The sequence below is a fragment of the Staphylococcus agnetis genome, from assembly GCF_002901865.1.
In the GTDB taxonomy this organism is placed as follows: domain Bacteria; phylum Bacillota; class Bacilli; order Staphylococcales; family Staphylococcaceae; genus Staphylococcus; species Staphylococcus agnetis.
The window spans coordinates 1-16,739 of record NZ_PPQF01000013.1 but is presented as its reverse complement, the minus strand read 5'-3'; the positions used below and the strand labels follow the sequence as shown (position 1 = coordinate 16,739).

Here is a 16,739-nt window from a genome sequence, read left to right as displayed (position 1 = left end):
TAATAACATTAGTGCCTATTTGTATTGTAGTTCTATTTCAATTTAAATCATTACTTATACATGACCGAACATATACTTTAGAAATGATGATTAGAGAAATAGGTCAAACCGTTCATTCAGTAGATCATAAAATTATTTCAGTTAATCAATCTAAATTAACAATTCCTTATAAAGTTGAAACTATTTCTTATTCATTTGAAAATTCTAAAATTGTTAAATCAGTCAATAATAAAGGGAATATCACCATGTTTAATGATGTATTGGCTTTAAATTTTTATCGAGAAGACCGTCATATTATAATGAGGGTTAAATATAAAGAAGGACATGGTACACGTACTCATGAAGTTATTTTGTAAGTCAGGCTTTACATTGCCAATTGTTTTTGCATTATTCAGTATTTATTTACTCGTTACATCTTTTTATTTGGTTGTATTTAGTTTAAAATTAAATGCATTAGATGCATTAAATGACTATTATGACAAAGCGATTGACACGTTGGTCAGTGAAAGGAAGAGTAATATTGAACATTCGAAATAAATCTATTATATTAATAGGATTTATGGGGTCTGGTAAAACTACCATTGGTAAAATGTTAGCTGAACAATTCAATTTACCATTCATTGACCTTGATGCTAAAATTGAAGAAAGCGCTCAACAAACGATTCCTCAAATCTTTAAAACATTTGGAGAACAAGGGTTTCGCAAATTAGAATTTGAACAGCTGAGCGCCCATATGTCTACACCTCAGATTATTGCTACTGGCGGCGGCATCATTGAATACGAAAACAGCTTTAATTTATTAAAACAATATGTCGAAACAGTCGTATGGTTAGATGCACCTTTTGAAGTTTTACATGAAAGAATCGAAAATGATGAAAATCGTCCAAATGCGCATAATAAATCGTTTTCAAATTTAAAAAACTTGTATTTAAGTCGTATTTCAAGATATAATGAAATCGCATTCATTAAGGTGAATACTGATAATAAGTCAAGTGAAATTCTTAATGAAATATATCAAGCACTACTTGCGAATGATCAATATTAGAGAGAATGGTTTATACCATCGCCGAAGGAGCAAGTATTTATTTACGAATCTCTCAGGCAAAAGGATAATATTGTGACGCATTCCTGAAGGTATCGCAACAGGGAAGTAACTTTACTTCCCTGTTTTTTCATTATTAAGAGGAGGGTGTATCATGGTGGAAAATTTAAAACAGACACCATTATATCAACATTATGTTGATGCAGGTGCGAAAATTGTAGAATTTGGTGGTTGGGCAATGCCTGTCCAATTTTCGAGTATCAAAGAGGAACATAATGCTGTACGTTCAGCTGCTGGCTTATTTGATGTAAGCCATATGGGGGAAATTTTAGTTGAAGGTAAGCAAGCAGAAGCATTAGTTCAATATGTTTTAACTAATGATGTGACATTACTCACTACACAAAACGCACACTATACAACATTATGTAATGAAAAAGGTGGCGTTATCGACGATTTAGTTGCTTATAAATTGGCTGACAACAAATATTTACTCGTTGTAAATGCTGCAAATACAGAAAAAGACTTCAATTGGATTCAAAAACATGCAGATGCATTTGATGCTACTGTTCAAAACGTTTCTGACCAATATGGACAACTAGCTATTCAAGGTCCACATGCACGCGAAATCGTACAAAAACATGTATCTGAAGATTTAAGTCAAATGAAAATGTTTGAATTCAAACAAAACGTTGACTTATTTGGTAAAAATGTCATTCTGTCTCAGTCTGGATATACGGGTGAAGATGGTTTTGAAATTTATTGTAAAGCTGAAGATACAACAACTTTATGGGAAGAACTTCTTAAAGAAGCAGTTACGCCATGTGGATTAGGTGCTCGTGACACATTACGCTTAGAAGCTGGTCTCCCATTACATGGTCAAGATTTAACAGAAGATATTACCCCTTATGAAGGTGGAATTGCATTTGCTGTTAAACCATTAATCGAAGACGATTTTATAGGTAAAACCGTTTTAAAAGAACAAAAAGAAAATGGGGCACCACGTCGTACTGTCGGTTTAAGAATGATTGATAAAGGTATCCCACGTACTGGTTATGCCATTTTAAATTCGGAGGGTAAAGAAATTGGCATCGTTACATCTGGTACTCAATCACCTTCAACAGGTCATTCTATCGGCTTAGGTCTTATTGAACGTAGTGAATTTGAGATGGGGAAAGAACTTACTGTTCAAGTGCGTAAACGCGAAGTAAAAGCAAAAATCGTTAAGAAAAACCAAATTGAAAAATAGGGGTGGAGACATTGAGTCATCGTTATATACCATTAACTGAAAAAGACAGAAAAGAAATGTTAGATACCATCGGCGTTAATTCTATTTCGGAATTATTTGGAGATGTTCCAAAAAACGTCTATTTAGACAGAGATTTAAACATTGCTGATGCAGAGCCTGAAACACAACTTTTAAAACGTTTGAATCGAGTTGCGAATAAAAACATCACTAAAGAAACACATACAAGTTTCTTAGGTGCAGGTGTATATGATCATTATACGCCATCAGTAGTTGACGCAATGATTTCTCGTTCAGAGTTTTATACTGCATATACACCATATCAACCTGAAATTTCACAAGGGGAATTACAAGCTATTTTTGAATTCCAAACGATGATTTGTGAATTAACAGGCATGGATGTTGCTAACTCTTCTATGTATGACGGTATTACTAGTTTTGCTGAAGCTTGTATTTTAGCTTGGGATAAAACGAAAAAAAGAAAACTCGTTGTTTCTAAAGGTATGCACTATCAAGCATTACAAGTTTTACACACGTATTCAAATATACGCGAGCAATATGAAGTCGTTGAAGTTGATTTAGATGGTACGATAACTGATTTATCTAAACTTAAAGAAGTTGTTGATGAAGATACAGCTGCAGTTGCTGTTCAATATCCAAACTTCTATGGATCGATAGAAGATTTAGAACAAATTAAATCATTTATCGAAGGAACAAAAGCATTATTTATCGTATACGCGAATCCTTTAGCTTTAGGATTGCTTACACCTCCAGGTGAGTTTGGTGCTGATATCGTTGTGGGTGATACGCAAGTATTTGGTATTCCTTCTCAATTTGGTGGCCCACACTGCGGTTATTTCGCAACTACAAAAAAACTAATGCGTAAAATTCCTGGTCGTTTAGTTGGGCAAACACAAGATGACCATGGTAACAGAGGTTTTGTTTTAACTTTACAAGCTCGCGAACAACATATTCGTCGTGAAACTGCGACTTCAAATATTTGTTCTAACCAAGCTTTAAATGCACTTGCTTCTTCAATTGCAATGTCAGCTTTAGGTAAACAAGGTCTTCAAGACATAGCGATTCAAAATATTGAAAATGCAAACTATGCCAAAGACCAATTCAAAGAAAATGGGTTTGACGTCCTAGACGGCACATCTTACAACGAGTTCGTTGTTAAATTCAATCAACCTATTGAAGAAATTAATAGAAAGTTATTAGATGAAGGCTTCATCGGTGGTTTTGATTTAGGCGTTGTAGATGCGCAATTTGAAAACCATATGTTAGTAGCCGTAACTGAATTACGTACTAAAGATGAAATTGATACATTTGTTAAGAAAGCAGGTGAGCTCAATGGTAAGTAAATCAAGTCCATTAATTTTCGAACGCTCTAAAGAAGGAAGATTTGCATATTCATTACCACCAAAAGAAATCAACAACGGTGTAGCAGAGAAAATTTTAGATCAAAAATTCATTCGTAAAAACAAAGCAGAATTTCCAGAAGTAGCAGAACTTGACCTCGTTCGTCACTATACCGAATTGTCTAATAAAAACTTTGGTGTAGATAATGGTTTCTATCCACTCGGCTCATGTACGATGAAATATAACCCTAAAATCAATGAAAAAGTTGCACGTTTAGGCGGTTTTACTGAATCTCATCCCTTACAAGATGTTGATCAAGTTCAAGGTTCACTTGAAATTATTTACAGTCTTCAAGAAGAATTAAAAGAAATTACAGGAATGGATGAAATTTCACTTCAACCTGCTGCTGGTGCTCATGGTGAATGGACAGCACTCATGATTTTCAAAGCATATCACTTAAAAAATGGTGACGTAGAGCGAGACGAAGTGATAGTTCCAGACTCAGCTCATGGTACAAACCCTGCGTCAGCACATTTTGCTGGTTTTAAAGCGGTTACGGTTAAATCAAATGAAAAAGGCGAAGTAGACATTGATCACTTAAAAGAGCTTGTTAGTGAAAAAACAGCTGCAATCATGTTAACTAATCCTAATACACTTGGTATCTTTGAAACGAATATTATGGAAATTCGTGACATCGTACATGAAGCTGGCGGTTTACTATATTACGATGGTGCCAACTTAAACGCCATCATGGATAAAGTACGTCCTGGTGACATGGGCTTTGATGCCGTTCACCTTAACTTACACAAAACATTTACTGGCCCACATGGCGGTGGTGGTCCGGGTTCAGGCCCAATCGGTGTTAAGAAAGAATTACGTCAATTCTTACCAAAACCACTTGTTGTAAAAGATGGCGATCGTTTTGTGTATGATAATGACATTGAACATTCTATCGGACGTGTCAAACCATTCTACGGTAACTTCGGTATCTATTTACGTGCGTACACTTATATCCGCACTATGGGATACAAAGGTTTGAAAGAAGTATCTGAAGCAGCTGTACTCAATGCGAACTATATTAAAGCGCGTTTAAAAGATGCATTTATTATTCCATTTGATCAATACTGTAAGCATGAATTTGTTTTAAGTGGATCTAAACAGAAAAAATTGGGTGTGCGTACGTTAGATATGGCGAAACGTTTATTAGACTTTGGTGTACATCCACCAACAGTTTATTTCCCATTAAACGTTGAAGAAGGTATGATGATTGAGCCTACTGAAACGGAATCTAAAGAAACTTTAGATTACTTCTGTGATGCGTTATTACAAATTGCTAAAGAAGCAGAGGAAGATCCAGATAAAGTGCTAGAAGCACCTCATACAACAATTATCGATCGTCTTGATGAGACGACAGCGGCACGTAAACCAATTTTAAAATTTGAAGATTTAAAAGCTGAAAAAGCGTAAATTACTTTAATTAAAAAGGACTAGAACACATATAAACGTTCTAGTCCTTTTTACATACATATGGAAATTAAGGTAATGATTAAATCTACATAAAAAACGTGAGACCGTAAAATGTCTCACGTTCGTAAACGCTTATTTCTTTGATTTGATTTTGCCTGTCCATTTTTTATAGCCGCCTTTAAGCATATAAATATCCTTATAGCCTTTTTTCTTTAATGAACGGGCCGCTCGGTAACTCGCAATACCATTTGCATCAATCAAATAAATAGGTTGGTCTTTACGAAGCCCTTGATATCTTTGACGAAACATAGTCATCGGGATGTTCCGTGCACCATTGACATGTCCGTAATCATAATCTGCTTTTTCTCGTAAATCAATCACTTGCGCTTTACGCAAACCTTGTTGAAACTCATCTTGATTAAGTTCTTTGACTGCTTTTTTATTCAAGAAGAAGTTTAATAACATCCATGCGATGACAGCTACAAGGACGATTATGGCAATTGTCATAACGTTGCTCATCTTGCATCCTCCCTAAAATACCGATATTATTATTATAAAGGTGAAGCAGGAATTTATCAAAATTTTTTAACGATATTATTTCCTACTTATCACTAAACATAATATTATTTTATATGATGTAATGGGGGAATCATACGTATGACTGAAACATGGCATTTTATAAATACAGGGAGACGCGATCCATATTATAATATGGCTTTTGATGAGGCGCTTTTAAACTTTGTCTCTCGTGGAGAGATTGATCCAGTTATACGTTTTTATACTTGGGATCCACCGACGCTTTCAATTGGGTACTTTCAACGTCTTGAGAAAGAAATTGATATTTCTAAAGTAAAAGAAAAGGGCTATGGTCTAGTGAGAAGACAAACTGGCGGTCGGGGTGTTTTGCATGATAAAGAATTAACTTATAGTGTCATCGTGCCTGAAGCACACCCACGTATGCCTAAAACTGTGACTGAGGCATATCGCATTATATCAACAGGTTTATTAGAAGGGTTTAAACGCCTAGGGTTTGATGCATATTTTTCAGTTCCTAAATCAAAAGAAGAACGTGAAAAATTAAAACAACCTAGAAGCTCGGTTTGTTTTGATGCGCCAAGTTGGTATGAACTTGTAGTTGAAGGCAAAAAAATTGCCGGGAGCGCCCAAACACGTCAAAAAGGCGTCATTTTACAACATGGTTCTATATTACAAGATGTTGATATAGATGACTTGTTTGATATGTTCATTTTTAAAAATGATCGCTTAAAGAATAAAATGAAAGAAGCTTTTGTTGAAAAAGCGATTGCCATTAACGACCTCTCAAATAAAAACGTTACTTTGTCGGAGATGGAAGAAGCCTTTGCTGAGGGTTTTAAGAAGGGATTAGATATTACATTTAAACCTTTAGAATTAACAGAGGCCCAACATCAAGAAATTGAAGCACTATGTGAAAAATATAAATCACATGAATTTTTATACCGTAAATAGATTAACACGAGTAAGGCCGATAGCATCATTGTTGTATGGCTTTACTCGTGTTATCTTTTAATTTAACGTCTTCGTTTCCATTTATTTTTCCAAACTGCTTTTTTATATTTACGTTGATCTGGTGTTAAAAAATAAAAGTAGTATATCGCATAGATAATACCAACTATGAGTAATAACATTAAGAGTGTATTCACAATGCTAAATATAAACGCATCGATATTAAAAATAAGACCGATAAAAGCGACTATAACAACAAAGCCAATCAAAATCGTCTGTAATAATCTCATCTTGATGCTCCTTTAATGATTTTCTGTAGACTTCACATTTACCTCTAATTGAGTTAATGATTGTCGTCCTTCTCTAATTTTTTGTTCATCTTTATGATCATAACCTGATTTAATTTTATTAAAAGCAGATTTGATTTGTTTTTGCAATTTTTTTATATCCTCGTCTTGCTTTTTCATTTCTTTGTCTTTTTTTAAAGCCTTTTCATCTAATCCATCCTCATAAGTTTTTACTGCATCGTCATGGTCACTTATGATGGCATCCAGTTGATCACTTATGTCATTGTTCTTCTTATTTTTCAAAATGTCATTATCTATCTTATTATAATTATTGATAAGATTTGTCAGCTCTTTATAATAATCTGAAGACAATGTTAAATAGTTAGTCATCGTTTGATTTTTTTGCGCTTGACCTTTATTTTCATTATCCTTATTCAACGCTTTTAATTTTTGTTGTTTTTTAGAAATTTCACTTTTAAGTTCTTGGTTTTCAAGTTTTAGTTCATGGTTATCATCACTTAATTTTGTACTTTTTTGTTCTAATGGCAATAAATTTTGACTTCCACAACTCGCTAAAAAGAGAGAGGATGCCATACAAACGAATGCTATCTTTTTCATACGCGACTCCTATAATTCAATGTTTTTCTTTATACAATTATTTATTTTAAGGTATCATAGAAGTAATCACAAATAAATAAGGGGGATTTCCAGTATGGAGAATAGAATTTCTAAAATAAAAGCAGTTATGAAAAAGAAACAGCTTGATGGTATTATCGTACTATCTGATTTAAACAGACGTTATCTTTCTGGTTTTAAAGGTACTAGTGGCGCACTTCTTATCACTCATGATCAGAATTTACTCATCACTGACTTTAGATATATCGAACAAGCCACAAAACAAGCACCTCAATTTAAAATCATTCAGCATACAAAACCATTATACGAAGACCTGCTTTACCAAATTGACAAAGCAAATTTATCTCATGTTGGTTTTGAAAGTCACCTTGTATCATATGACACTTTTTTAACATTAGATAAAGGTAAGCATGATCTGATTTCATTGGATGATGAAATTGAGTTGATTCGAATGGTTAAAGATGAATCCGAAATTAAAGCAATTGATAAAGCGGCTCAAATAGTAGATGAAGCCTATCAATACATATTAAAAATTGTAGAACCAGGTATGACTGAAATCGACGTCAAAGCTCATTTAGAAAGTAAAATGTTACATTTAGGTTCTGAAAAAACGTCATTTGATACCATTGTTGCTTCAGGTTATCGAGGTGCATTACCTCATGGACTTGCTTCCAATAAAGTCATTGAACGAGGTGATATGGTTACATTAGACTTTGGGGCTTATTATGACGGCTACGCTTCAGATATTACACGTACGTTTGCGGTAGGTGAACCAAGTGCCCAAATGAAAGAAATTTATGAAATTGTGCTTGAGAGCCAAATGACAGCTGTCAATCAAATTAGACCTGGATTAACTGGAAAAGAAGTGGATTCAATCGCTCGAAATATAATAGAGGCAGCGGGTTACGGCAAACATTTTGGACACTCATTAGGTCATGGTGTCGGCCTTAACGTACATGAGTATCCAAATGTATCGCCAAAATCTGACACAGTGTTAGAACCAAACCATGTCGTCACAATTGAACCCGGTATTTATGTAGAAGGATTGGGTGGCGTAAGAATAGAAGATGATATATTAATTACAGAAAATGGAAGCAGACGCTTTACTAATTGTACAAAAGATCTTATTATTTTATAAGAAGAGTGATACTTGAGGAGGAAATTTCATGATTTCAGTAAATGATTTCAAAACAGGTTTAACAATTTCAGTTGATAATGGCATTTGGAAAGTCATTGAATTTCAACACGTTAAACCAGGTAAAGGTTCAGCATTTGTAAGATCAAAATTACGAAACTTACGAACAGGTGCGATTCAAGAAAAAACATTCCGCGCAGGTGAAAAAGTTGAACCTGCTATGATCGAAAACCGTCGTATGCAATATTTATATGCTGATGGTGACAATCACGTATTCATGGACAATGAATCTTTTGAACAAACTGAATTAACAACAGATTACTTAGAATACGAATTAAAATTCCTAAAAGCAAACATGGACGTTCACATCCAAACTTATGAAGGTGAAACAATTGGTGTAGAACTACCTAAAACAGTTGAGCTTGAAGTAACTGAAACAGAACCAGGTATCAAAGGTGATACAGCTACGGGTGCGACTAAATCCGCTACTGTAGAAACAGGCTATACATTAAACGTTCCTCTATTTGTTAATGAGGGTGATACATTAGTTATTAATACAACTGATGGAAGTTATGTATCTAGAGCGTAATTATTCTTGTGCATGTGTATACGTTGACTCACCTTTTTCAAGGCTAAAAGCGCGTATGAAATACATGAATCAATAATAATAATAAAATGAATAAGACAAGATGTGATTTAAAAATTTTCATTTTATTTCTTGTCCAAATAAGACATACAGGGGCTAGGACACAAGATGTCCCAGCCTTTTTATCTGTAGATCACATTGGGTATTTGCTTGAATTGGTCAATATCCTCAAGTAAAATAGTAAGATAGAAATAATTCAATCATAAGGGAGAAACATTATGAATTTTAAAGAGATTAAAGAGTTAATTGAAATCTTAGATGGCTCTAATTTAACTGAAATTAATATTGAAGATAAAGGTACAATCGTTAATTTAAAGAAAGAGAAAGAAGTGGTAACACAACAGGTTGCACATGTTTCTCAAACACCAGTAGCTGCACCGGCTCAAGAAGCGTCAGCACCATCTGCACCAACAAATAACGAAGCGCCTCAAACAGATAACCTACAAACAATTACAGCACCGATGGTAGGTACATTTTATAAATCACCTTCTCCAGAAGAAAATCCATATGTACAAGTAGGGGACCAAGTTTCAGCAAATACAACAGTATGTATTTTAGAAGCAATGAAATTATTTAATGAAATTCAAGCAGAAGTTACAGGGGAAATCGTAGAAATTCTTGTTGAAGATGGACAAATGGTTGAGTATGGCCAAGCATTATTTAAGGTGAAATAATATGAAGAAAATTTTAATTGCGAACCGTGGTGAGATTGCTGTACGAATTATTCGTGCATGCCACGAACTGGGGATTCAAACAGTAGCGATTTATTCAGAAGGCGATAAAGATGCATTACATACTCAATTAGCCGATGAAGCCTATTGTGTTGGTCCTAAACAATCTAAAGACTCTTATTTAAATATTCCTAACATCTTATCAATAGCAACGTCTACAGGATGTGATGCCATTCACCCTGGTTATGGATTTCTAGCTGAAAACGGGGACTTTGCAGAATTATGTGAAGCAGTACAATTAAAATTCATTGGACCTAGCTATAAGTCTATCCAAAAAATGGGTATTAAAGACATCGCTAAGGAAGAAATGAAGCGTGCAAATGTACCTGTAGTACCTGGTAGTGATGGATTAGTAGAAAGTATTGATAGTGCAGTTGCTACTGCTAAATCCATTGGTTACCCTGTCATCATTAAAGCAACAGCTGGTGGTGGCGGTAAAGGAATTCGTATAGCTCGTAATGAGGAAGAACTTATTAATGGCTATAAAATGACGCAACAAGAAGCGGAAACAGCATTTGGTAATGGCGGTTTATACTTAGAAAAATTCATTGAAAACTTCCGACATATTGAAATTCAAATCATGGGTGATGAACATGGTAATGTGATACATTTAGGTGAACGAGATTGTACGATTCAACGTCGAATGCAAAAATTAGTTGAAGAGGCACCTTCTCCTATCTTGTCAGAAGCAATGCGTAAAGAAATGGGAGACGCAGCCGTTAGAGCCGCTAAGGCAGTAGAGTATTACAATGCAGGGACAATAGAATTCATTTATGATTTAGATGAAGATAAATTCTATTTTATGGAGATGAACACACGCATTCAAGTTGAGCACCCTGTAACAGAAATGGTCACTGGAGTAGACTTAGTAAAATTACAAATTAAAGTTGCCATGGGTGAAACGTTACCTTATAAACAAGAAGATATAAACATTAATGGGCACGCAATTGAATTTCGAATTAATGCAGAAAATCCTTATAAAAATTTCATGCCATCTCCTGGTAAAATATCTCAATATTTAACACCTGGTGGCTACGGCGTACGTATTGAATCTGCATGTTACACGAATTATATGATTCCACCTTATTATGATTCAATGGTAGCGAAATTAATTGTACATCAACCGACACGCGACGAAGCAATTATGTCAGGGTTACGCGCTCTCAATGAATTTGTAGTAATGGGTATCGATACAACCATTCCATTCCATATTCGACTACTAAGCCATCCTGTATTCAGAGAAGGATTTTTCAGCACTAAGTTTTTAGAGATTTACGATATTATGAACGACGAAGCATAATCATTATGGAGGCGATAGCGTATGGCTAAATCAGTTGAAAACTTTAACCCAAATCTTGGAACTGTAGAAATAGTACCCGAAGTTATTTCAGTCATTGCCAGTATTGCAGTATCTGAAGTTGATGGCGTTCGAGGCATGTTTACTGATGTTCGAAACCAAACATTGGAAAGATTAGGACGTAAAAACTTAAGTAAAGGTGTAAAAGTAGAAATTATAGATAATGAAATTTATCTTAATGTGTATTGCTCACTCAAATATGGTACTAAAATTTCACAAACTGCTTTAAAAATTCAAGAAGCTATCCATAGTGCAATCAAAAACATGACTGCCTTAACCCCTAAACAAATCAATGTCCATATCACTCATCTTGAAATGAGCGATAATGGACCGCACAAATGATGAAATGGAGAAGATGAAATGAGTAGAAAGCTAGCAAGAAGTCAAGCTTTTCAAACATTATTCCAATTAGAAACAAAAAATTCAGAACTTACGATTGATGAGGCCATTCGTTTTATTAAAGAAGATGATCCTGACCTAGATTTCGACTTTATCCATTGGCTCGTTTCAGGTGTAAAAGATCATGAATCAGTTCTAGACGAAACAATATCACCTCACCTCAAAGGTTGGACGATTCCTAGATTATTAAAAACAGACCGTATCATTTTAAGAATGGCTACTTTTGAAATCATCCATAGCGACACACCTAAGAAAGTCATCATGAATGAAGCAATTGAACTTGCTAAACAATATAGTGATGATGATCACTACCGTTTTATTAACGGTGTTTTAAGTAATATAAATAAAGATTGAGTGATACTATGACAACATACTTAACCGTCTCTGCATTGACTAAATATATTAAATATAAATTTGATAAAGACCCACATTTACAGTCTGTATTGATTAAAGGCGAAGTTTCAAACTTTAAAAGACATAGTAGTGGTCATTTATACTTTGCAATTAAAGATGAAAATAGCTTAATTAATGCAATGATGTTCAAAGCACAAGCAGCCAAACTTGATTTTTCGCCTAAAGAAGGCGACCAAGTTCTTGTAGAAGCGCGCGTGTCTGTATATGAACAACGTGGGAGTTACCAAATATATGTCAACAAAATGCAATTAGACGGCATCGGCAATCTTTATCAAAAGTTCGAGCAATTAAAAATTAAATTGGCAAAAGAAGGGTATTTTAATGAAGAACACAAAAAACCAATCCCCAAATACCCTTCTCGTATTGCCATTTTAACTGCACAAACGGGTGCTGCAATACGCGATATTCAAAATACGCTCACGAATCGATATCCATTAGCTGAACAAGTTAAAATAAGTACGCTTGTTCAAGGTTCAGCAGCGAAAGATGACATTATTGAAAAACTAAAGTATGCAGATTCACTTAATGTCGACACCATTATTATCGGTCGTGGCGGTGGCTCTATTGAGGATTTGTGGAACTTTAATGAAGAAGAGGTCGTTAAAGCCATCTATCATTGTCAAACACCAATTATTTCGGCTGTTGGCCATGAAACAGATACCACATTAAGTGATTTTGTTGCAGATGTCCGAGCAGCAACACCAACACAAGCAGCTATGATTGCTTCACCAGATCAACATGAGTTACTTCAAACTATTTTACAAAGTCGCATTTTTATGACGCGATTTATGAAACAGTACTTGAAACATGCAAAGCAATATTTAACACAATATGCTTCGTATTATAAATTCAAACAACCGACACTTTTATATGAACAGCACATTCAAAAGCGAGATGAATTAGAACGTCATTTACATGATGCTATCAAACACCGCTTTATGGTTGAACGCCAAAATTTAACGATGATGCAACAACGGTTTCATCTTAAACATTTTCATCAATACGTTATCGCCCAACAAAATGCCACGAAGCAAATACAATTGCAACTTTCTAAACTCATGACAGCAACTTTAAAAAATAAAGAACAACAATTGATACAACGTGTTGAGAGACTAAATACATTAAGTCCGACACAAACGATGTTACGTGGGTACTCAATCGTAAAAAAGGATAACGACATTATTACGAGTCACAGGCAACTGAGTAAAGGTGAGTCTATTGAAATTTTGATGAAAGACGGTAGCGTCGAGGCAATAATAGAAAAGGTAAGGTGTCAAAATGACGACAAAAAATAAAAATTTTGAAGAAATGATGAAAGAACTTGAATCTATTGTCAATAAATTGGATAACGATCAGATTTCTTTAGAAGAAAGTATGGATTTATACCAAAAAGGTATGGCTCTGTCTAAGTCCTGTGAAGAAACATTAAAAGATGCAGAAACAAAAGTTTCAAAAATGATGGAAAATGAGGCAGATTCTAATGATGAATCCGATACTGAATAACATTCTAGAAACGTTTAACACATATTTAAATACAAGTATTCCAAAATCAAAAATGGAAACCTCCTTAGAAGAAAGTATGCGCTATTCATTAGAAGCGGGTGGCAAACGTATTCGGCCATTATTGTTGCTTGCTACATTAGATATGTTAAGTGAAGAAGGCTATCAAAAAGGCATGTCTTCTGCGCTTGCGTTAGAAATGATTCATACGTATTCTTTAATCCATGATGACTTACCTGCAATGGACAACGATGATTATCGACGTGGCAAACCTACGAATCATAAAGTGTACGGTGAATGGATGGCTATCTTGGCAGGTGATGCATTATTAACAAAAGCATTTGAATTAATAGCGACTCAAAACGACCTTAAACCAAACATTCAAATTCAACTCATTCAATCTTTAGCACAAGCAAGTGGTCACTTAGGTATGGTGGGGGGCCAAACACTTGATATGCAAAGTGAAAGTCAGCAGTTGACGTTGTCTCAAATTCAAACTATTCATGAACATAAAACAGGAGCGCTCATTCATTTTGCTATCGTAGCAGCGGCAATCATCGCTGAAGCACCACCTCGTATTACACAATTATTATCTGATTTTGCTAAGCAATTAGGGGTTATCTTTCAAATCAAAGACGATTTGCTTGATGTGTATGGCGATCAAGAAAAGTTAGGTAAACCTGTCGGAAGTGATATACTTAATGATAAAAGTACCTATGTAACGCTTCTAGGTAAAACAGAAGCTGAACACCAACTCAACTCCCATATTCAACAAGCCGAAGACATTCTCAATACATTAGCCTCTGAATATGATGTGAGTCATTTAAACGAACTATTAAAACTATTTTACCAACGTCAAAATTAAAGGTGTTGGTCATACATTAATCTAGGGTGATATAAATGGATGTACGTGAAATTAAAGATCCCTCATTTTTAAAAAATATGAGTGTTAAAGAATTAGAAGCACTAAGTGAAGACGTTCGTCAATTTTTAATTCAAACTTGTGCCAAAACTGGCGGTCATATCGGTGCCAATTTAGGTGTTGTTGAGTTAACAATTGCGCTTCACAAGCATTATAACAGCCCAGAAGATAAAATCTTATGGGATGTTGGACATCAAAGTTATATACATAAAATATTAACAGGCAGAGGGCATCAATTTGATACCCTTCGTCAGTACAAAGGACTTTGTGGTTTTCCTAAATTAAGAGAATCAGCACATGACGTATGGGAAGCAGGTCATAGCTCTACTTCTTTATCTGCTGCAATGGGAATGGCGAAAGCACGTGACATTTTAAAACAAAATCATCATGTAATTCCAATTATCGGCGATGGTGCATTGACGGGTGGTATGGCGTTAGAAGCCTTAAATAACATAGGTCATGATCGCACCAATATGACGATCATTTTAAATGATAATGAAATGAGTATTGCGCCAAACGTGGGTGCGATGCATAACATGCTTGGACGCATTCGCATGAACCAAGGGTACAATAAACTTAAACTTGACGCTGAAGCGGTACTCAGCCGTTTACCTGGTGGTAGTAAAATTCGTGAATCTGCTGATCGCATTAAAGATAGCATCAAATATCTTGTTGTCGATGGTGCGTTTTTTGAAGAGTTAGGTATTCGTTATATTGGTCCTGTTGATGGTCACAACTTTGATGAACTTGAGAATGCGTTACAAACAGCAGACTCTATAAATAAGCCTGTTCTTGTCCATGTTGTAACGAAAAAAGGAAAAGGCTATCACCCTGCGGAAAATGATAAAATTGGTACGTGGCATGGATTGGGGCCTTACAAACTTGAAACTGGTGAACAAATTAAAGGGCAACCACTCGGACCATCTTGGAGTCAGTTTATAAGCGATGAAATTCTATCATATGCTAAAAAAGATAAGCGCGTCGTTGCAATCACACCAGCTATGCCTGTAGGGTCAAAGCTCACGCGCTTTCAATCCGAATTACCTGAACAATTTTTCGATGTAGGTATTGCTGAACAACATGCGGTTACAATGGCTGCTGGACTGGCTATTGAAGGCTTTAAACCTTATGTTGCAATCTATTCAACGTTTTTACAACGTGCATACGATCAAGTATTGCACGATGTAGATCGTCAAAATTTAAATGTCATTTTTGGTATTGACCGCTCTGGATTAGTGGGTGCAGATGGAGAAACGCACCAAGGCGTTTTTGATGTTGGATTTTTATCACAGTTTCCTAACATGACGATCAGCATGCCTAAAGATGAGAATGAAGCACGTCATATCGTTCATACCGCTATGCAACATCAATCTGGCCCGTTTGCTATAAGGTATCCAAGAGGAAATGGCTATGGCGTAAGCTTATCTGATGACAAACAATTAATTAAAATTGGCTCATGGGAGTCTTTGCAACCAGGTGATGAGATTACGCTAATAAGTTACGGCCCAACGGTACACACTTTAATTGAAGCCGCTCAAATGCTTAAAGACAAAGGAATATCTGCACGAGTTATTAATGCACGATTTATTAAACCCATGGATTTAGACATGCTACATGACATTGGCGCAACGCAAAAGCCGGTGATTGTCGCAGAAGAAGGTATGTTAAACGGCGGCTTAGGTAGCCAAATTGCAACATTTCTTATAGAACATGGATATCATAATCCAATCAAACGTATTGGTATAGATGATGAATATATCGAACATGGAAATGTTGATCGAATCCTAGAAGATTTACATTTATCTTCAGAATCTATAGCTAAAATTGCTGAGGACATGCTAGAGGTAAAGCATTCTAAAAGCTTATAAATATATTAACGAGCATCTAGGAGACATACTGACATTTTCATACTTGAATGTAATTCCAAATTTATTACAGCCTTAAAATTCATCTTTTTTGTGAATTTTAAAGGCTTTTTTATTGTAATTTTAGAAACTAAAAGAAAATATCACCATTTTATATACAATTAATGACGTTAAAGCTTCACTTATGAAATAGGTCATAACTAGGTTAATACATGATTGTATGGTAAAATCGATGTATAAATATTCGT

Annotated in this window: 20 protein-coding genes and 1 riboswitch; of the genes, 17 read left to right on the top strand and 3 right to left on the bottom strand. The window is 35.0% G+C overall.

The window, feature by feature from the left end; all coding sequences use genetic code 11:
- The 6 genes from CD172_RS02425 to gcvPB form a co-directional block, all read left to right on the top strand.
- A partial coding sequence (locus tag CD172_RS02425; protein ID WP_169925239.1) for a ComGF family competence protein occupies positions 1-356 on the top strand: 356 nt, incomplete at its 5' end.
- Entirely contained in the window at positions 340-537 is a 198-nt protein-coding gene (locus tag CD172_RS12670; protein ID WP_037567695.1) for a hypothetical protein, read from the top strand. The genes CD172_RS02425 and CD172_RS12670, both read left to right, overlap by 17 nt.
- On the top strand, positions 476-1,045 hold the full coding sequence (locus CD172_RS02420; protein WP_103345373.1) for a shikimate kinase: 570 nt from the start codon (positions 476-478) through the stop codon (positions 1,043-1,045). Before CD172_RS12670 ends, CD172_RS02420 begins: the two co-directional genes overlap by 62 nt.
- A riboswitch (glycine riboswitch) is annotated at positions 1,032-1,123 on the top strand. It overlaps the preceding gene by 14 nt.
- A 73-nt stretch (positions 1,124-1,196) precedes the next feature.
- The gene (gcvT, locus tag CD172_RS02415; protein ID WP_103345370.1) at positions 1,197-2,288 is read left to right on the top strand and encodes a glycine cleavage system aminomethyltransferase GcvT; all 1,092 of its coding nucleotides are present in this window, start codon (positions 1,197-1,199) and stop codon (positions 2,286-2,288) included.
- Between the two features lie 11 nt (positions 2,289-2,299).
- Entirely contained in the window at positions 2,300-3,649 is a 1,350-nt protein-coding gene (gene gcvPA, locus CD172_RS02410; RefSeq protein WP_060551122.1) for an aminomethyl-transferring glycine dehydrogenase subunit GcvPA, read from the top strand.
- A complete protein-coding gene (gene gcvPB, locus CD172_RS02405) occupies positions 3,639-5,114 on the top strand; it encodes an aminomethyl-transferring glycine dehydrogenase subunit GcvPB (RefSeq protein WP_037567698.1) in 1,476 nt (491 codons plus the stop codon). Before gcvPA ends, gcvPB begins: the two co-directional genes overlap by 11 nt.
- 132 nt (positions 5,115-5,246) lie before the next feature.
- On the opposite strand, the gene CD172_RS02400 is transcribed toward gcvPB, so the two are convergent.
- Positions 5,247-5,633 carry a rhodanese-like domain-containing protein gene (locus tag CD172_RS02400; protein ID WP_037567699.1) on the bottom strand — a complete coding sequence of 129 codons (387 nt, stop codon included), beginning with the start codon at positions 5,631-5,633 and terminating at the stop codon, positions 5,247-5,249.
- Between the two features lie 138 nt (positions 5,634-5,771).
- On the opposite strand from CD172_RS02400, the gene CD172_RS02395 reads away from it, so the two are divergent.
- Positions 5,772-6,602, top strand: coding sequence for a lipoate--protein ligase family protein (locus CD172_RS02395; RefSeq protein WP_060551120.1), 831 nt, complete (start codon positions 5,772-5,774; stop codon positions 6,600-6,602).
- A 62-nt stretch (positions 6,603-6,664) separates the two neighbouring features.
- On the opposite strand, the gene CD172_RS02390 is transcribed toward CD172_RS02395, so the two are convergent.
- Positions 6,665-6,889: an SA1362 family protein gene (locus CD172_RS02390; protein ID WP_060551119.1), complete on the bottom strand. Its 225-nt coding sequence runs from the start codon at positions 6,887-6,889 to the stop codon at positions 6,665-6,667.
- Between the two features lie 12 nt (positions 6,890-6,901).
- Positions 6,902-7,504, bottom strand: coding sequence for a hypothetical protein (locus CD172_RS02385; RefSeq protein ID WP_103345369.1), 603 nt, complete (start codon positions 7,502-7,504; stop codon positions 6,902-6,904).
- 94 nt (positions 7,505-7,598) lie between these two features.
- On the opposite strand from CD172_RS02385, the gene CD172_RS02380 reads away from it, so the two are divergent.
- From CD172_RS02380 to dxs, 10 genes are all read left to right on the top strand, one after another.
- Positions 7,599-8,660 carry a M24 family metallopeptidase gene (locus CD172_RS02380; protein ID WP_103345368.1) on the top strand — a complete coding sequence of 354 codons (1,062 nt, stop codon included), beginning with the start codon at positions 7,599-7,601 and terminating at the stop codon, positions 8,658-8,660.
- A gap of 28 nt (positions 8,661-8,688) precedes the next feature.
- A complete protein-coding gene (gene efp / locus CD172_RS02375) occupies positions 8,689-9,246 on the top strand; it encodes an elongation factor P (protein WP_037567705.1) in 558 nt (185 codons plus the stop codon).
- 275 nt (positions 9,247-9,521) lie between these two features.
- Positions 9,522-9,977 carry an acetyl-CoA carboxylase biotin carboxyl carrier protein gene (accB, locus tag CD172_RS02370; protein ID WP_103345367.1) on the top strand — a complete coding sequence of 152 codons (456 nt, stop codon included), beginning with the start codon at positions 9,522-9,524 and terminating at the stop codon, positions 9,975-9,977.
- 1 nt (position 9,978) lies between these two features.
- Positions 9,979-11,334 (top strand): acetyl-CoA carboxylase biotin carboxylase subunit, encoded by a 1,356-nt coding sequence (gene accC / locus CD172_RS02365; protein ID WP_037567707.1) that lies wholly within the window; start codon positions 9,979-9,981, stop codon positions 11,332-11,334.
- A gap of 21 nt (positions 11,335-11,355) precedes the next feature.
- A complete protein-coding gene (locus CD172_RS02360) occupies positions 11,356-11,733 on the top strand; it encodes an Asp23/Gls24 family envelope stress response protein (protein ID WP_037567708.1) in 378 nt (125 codons plus the stop codon).
- An 18-nt stretch (positions 11,734-11,751) separates the two neighbouring features.
- The gene (nusB, locus tag CD172_RS02355; protein WP_060551115.1) at positions 11,752-12,144 is read left to right on the top strand and encodes a transcription antitermination factor NusB; all 393 of its coding nucleotides are present in this window, start codon (positions 11,752-11,754) and stop codon (positions 12,142-12,144) included.
- 8 nt (positions 12,145-12,152) lie between these two features.
- Positions 12,153-13,499: an exodeoxyribonuclease VII large subunit gene (xseA, locus tag CD172_RS02350; RefSeq protein WP_103345366.1), complete on the top strand. Its 1,347-nt coding sequence runs from the start codon at positions 12,153-12,155 to the stop codon at positions 13,497-13,499.
- Positions 13,483-13,707, top strand: coding sequence for an exodeoxyribonuclease VII small subunit (locus tag CD172_RS02345; RefSeq protein ID WP_103345365.1), 225 nt, complete (start codon positions 13,483-13,485; stop codon positions 13,705-13,707). The genes xseA and CD172_RS02345 overlap by 17 nt, the downstream gene beginning before the upstream one ends.
- Positions 13,688-14,569 carry a polyprenyl synthetase family protein gene (locus CD172_RS02340; RefSeq protein ID WP_103345372.1) on the top strand — a complete coding sequence of 294 codons (882 nt, stop codon included), beginning with the start codon at positions 13,688-13,690 and terminating at the stop codon, positions 14,567-14,569. Before CD172_RS02345 ends, CD172_RS02340 begins: the two co-directional genes overlap by 20 nt.
- Before the next feature lie 35 nt (positions 14,570-14,604).
- A complete protein-coding gene (dxs, locus tag CD172_RS02335) occupies positions 14,605-16,494 on the top strand; it encodes a 1-deoxy-D-xylulose-5-phosphate synthase (protein WP_103345364.1) in 1,890 nt (629 codons plus the stop codon).
- The last annotated feature ends 245 nt before the right edge of the window (positions 16,495-16,739 follow it).

Coding starts and splice junctions, on each gene's coding strand:
- dxs (WP_103345364.1), top strand. CDS start 14,605: ATGGATGTACGTGAAATTAAAGATCCCTCATTTTTAAAAAATATGAGT.
- gcvT (WP_103345370.1), top strand. CDS start 1,197: ATGGTGGAAAATTTAAAACAGACACCATTATATCAACATTATGTTGAT.
- CD172_RS02420 (WP_103345373.1), top strand. CDS start 476: ATGACAAAGCGATTGACACGTTGGTCAGTGAAAGGAAGAGTAATATTG.
- CD172_RS02385 (WP_103345369.1), bottom strand. CDS start 7,504: ATGAAAAAGATAGCATTCGTTTGTATGGCATCCTCTCTCTTTTTAGCG.
- accC (WP_037567707.1), top strand. CDS start 9,979: ATGAAGAAAATTTTAATTGCGAACCGTGGTGAGATTGCTGTACGAATT.
- CD172_RS02360 (WP_037567708.1), top strand. CDS start 11,356: ATGGCTAAATCAGTTGAAAACTTTAACCCAAATCTTGGAACTGTAGAA.
- CD172_RS02345 (WP_103345365.1), top strand. CDS start 13,483: ATGACGACAAAAAATAAAAATTTTGAAGAAATGATGAAAGAACTTGAA.
- gcvPB (WP_037567698.1), top strand. CDS start 3,639: ATGGTAAGTAAATCAAGTCCATTAATTTTCGAACGCTCTAAAGAAGGA.
- efp (WP_037567705.1), top strand. CDS start 8,689: ATGATTTCAGTAAATGATTTCAAAACAGGTTTAACAATTTCAGTTGAT.
- nusB (WP_060551115.1), top strand. CDS start 11,752: ATGAGTAGAAAGCTAGCAAGAAGTCAAGCTTTTCAAACATTATTCCAA.
- CD172_RS02340 (WP_103345372.1), top strand. CDS start 13,688: ATGAATCCGATACTGAATAACATTCTAGAAACGTTTAACACATATTTA.
- CD172_RS02400 (WP_037567699.1), bottom strand. CDS start 5,633: ATGAGCAACGTTATGACAATTGCCATAATCGTCCTTGTAGCTGTCATC.
- xseA (WP_103345366.1), top strand. CDS start 12,153: ATGACAACATACTTAACCGTCTCTGCATTGACTAAATATATTAAATAT.
- CD172_RS02380 (WP_103345368.1), top strand. CDS start 7,599: ATGGAGAATAGAATTTCTAAAATAAAAGCAGTTATGAAAAAGAAACAG.
- CD172_RS12670 (WP_037567695.1), top strand. CDS start 340: ATGAAGTTATTTTGTAAGTCAGGCTTTACATTGCCAATTGTTTTTGCA.
- CD172_RS02395 (WP_060551120.1), top strand. CDS start 5,772: ATGACTGAAACATGGCATTTTATAAATACAGGGAGACGCGATCCATAT.
- CD172_RS02390 (WP_060551119.1), bottom strand. CDS start 6,889: ATGAGATTATTACAGACGATTTTGATTGGCTTTGTTGTTATAGTCGCT.
- accB (WP_103345367.1), top strand. CDS start 9,522: ATGAATTTTAAAGAGATTAAAGAGTTAATTGAAATCTTAGATGGCTCT.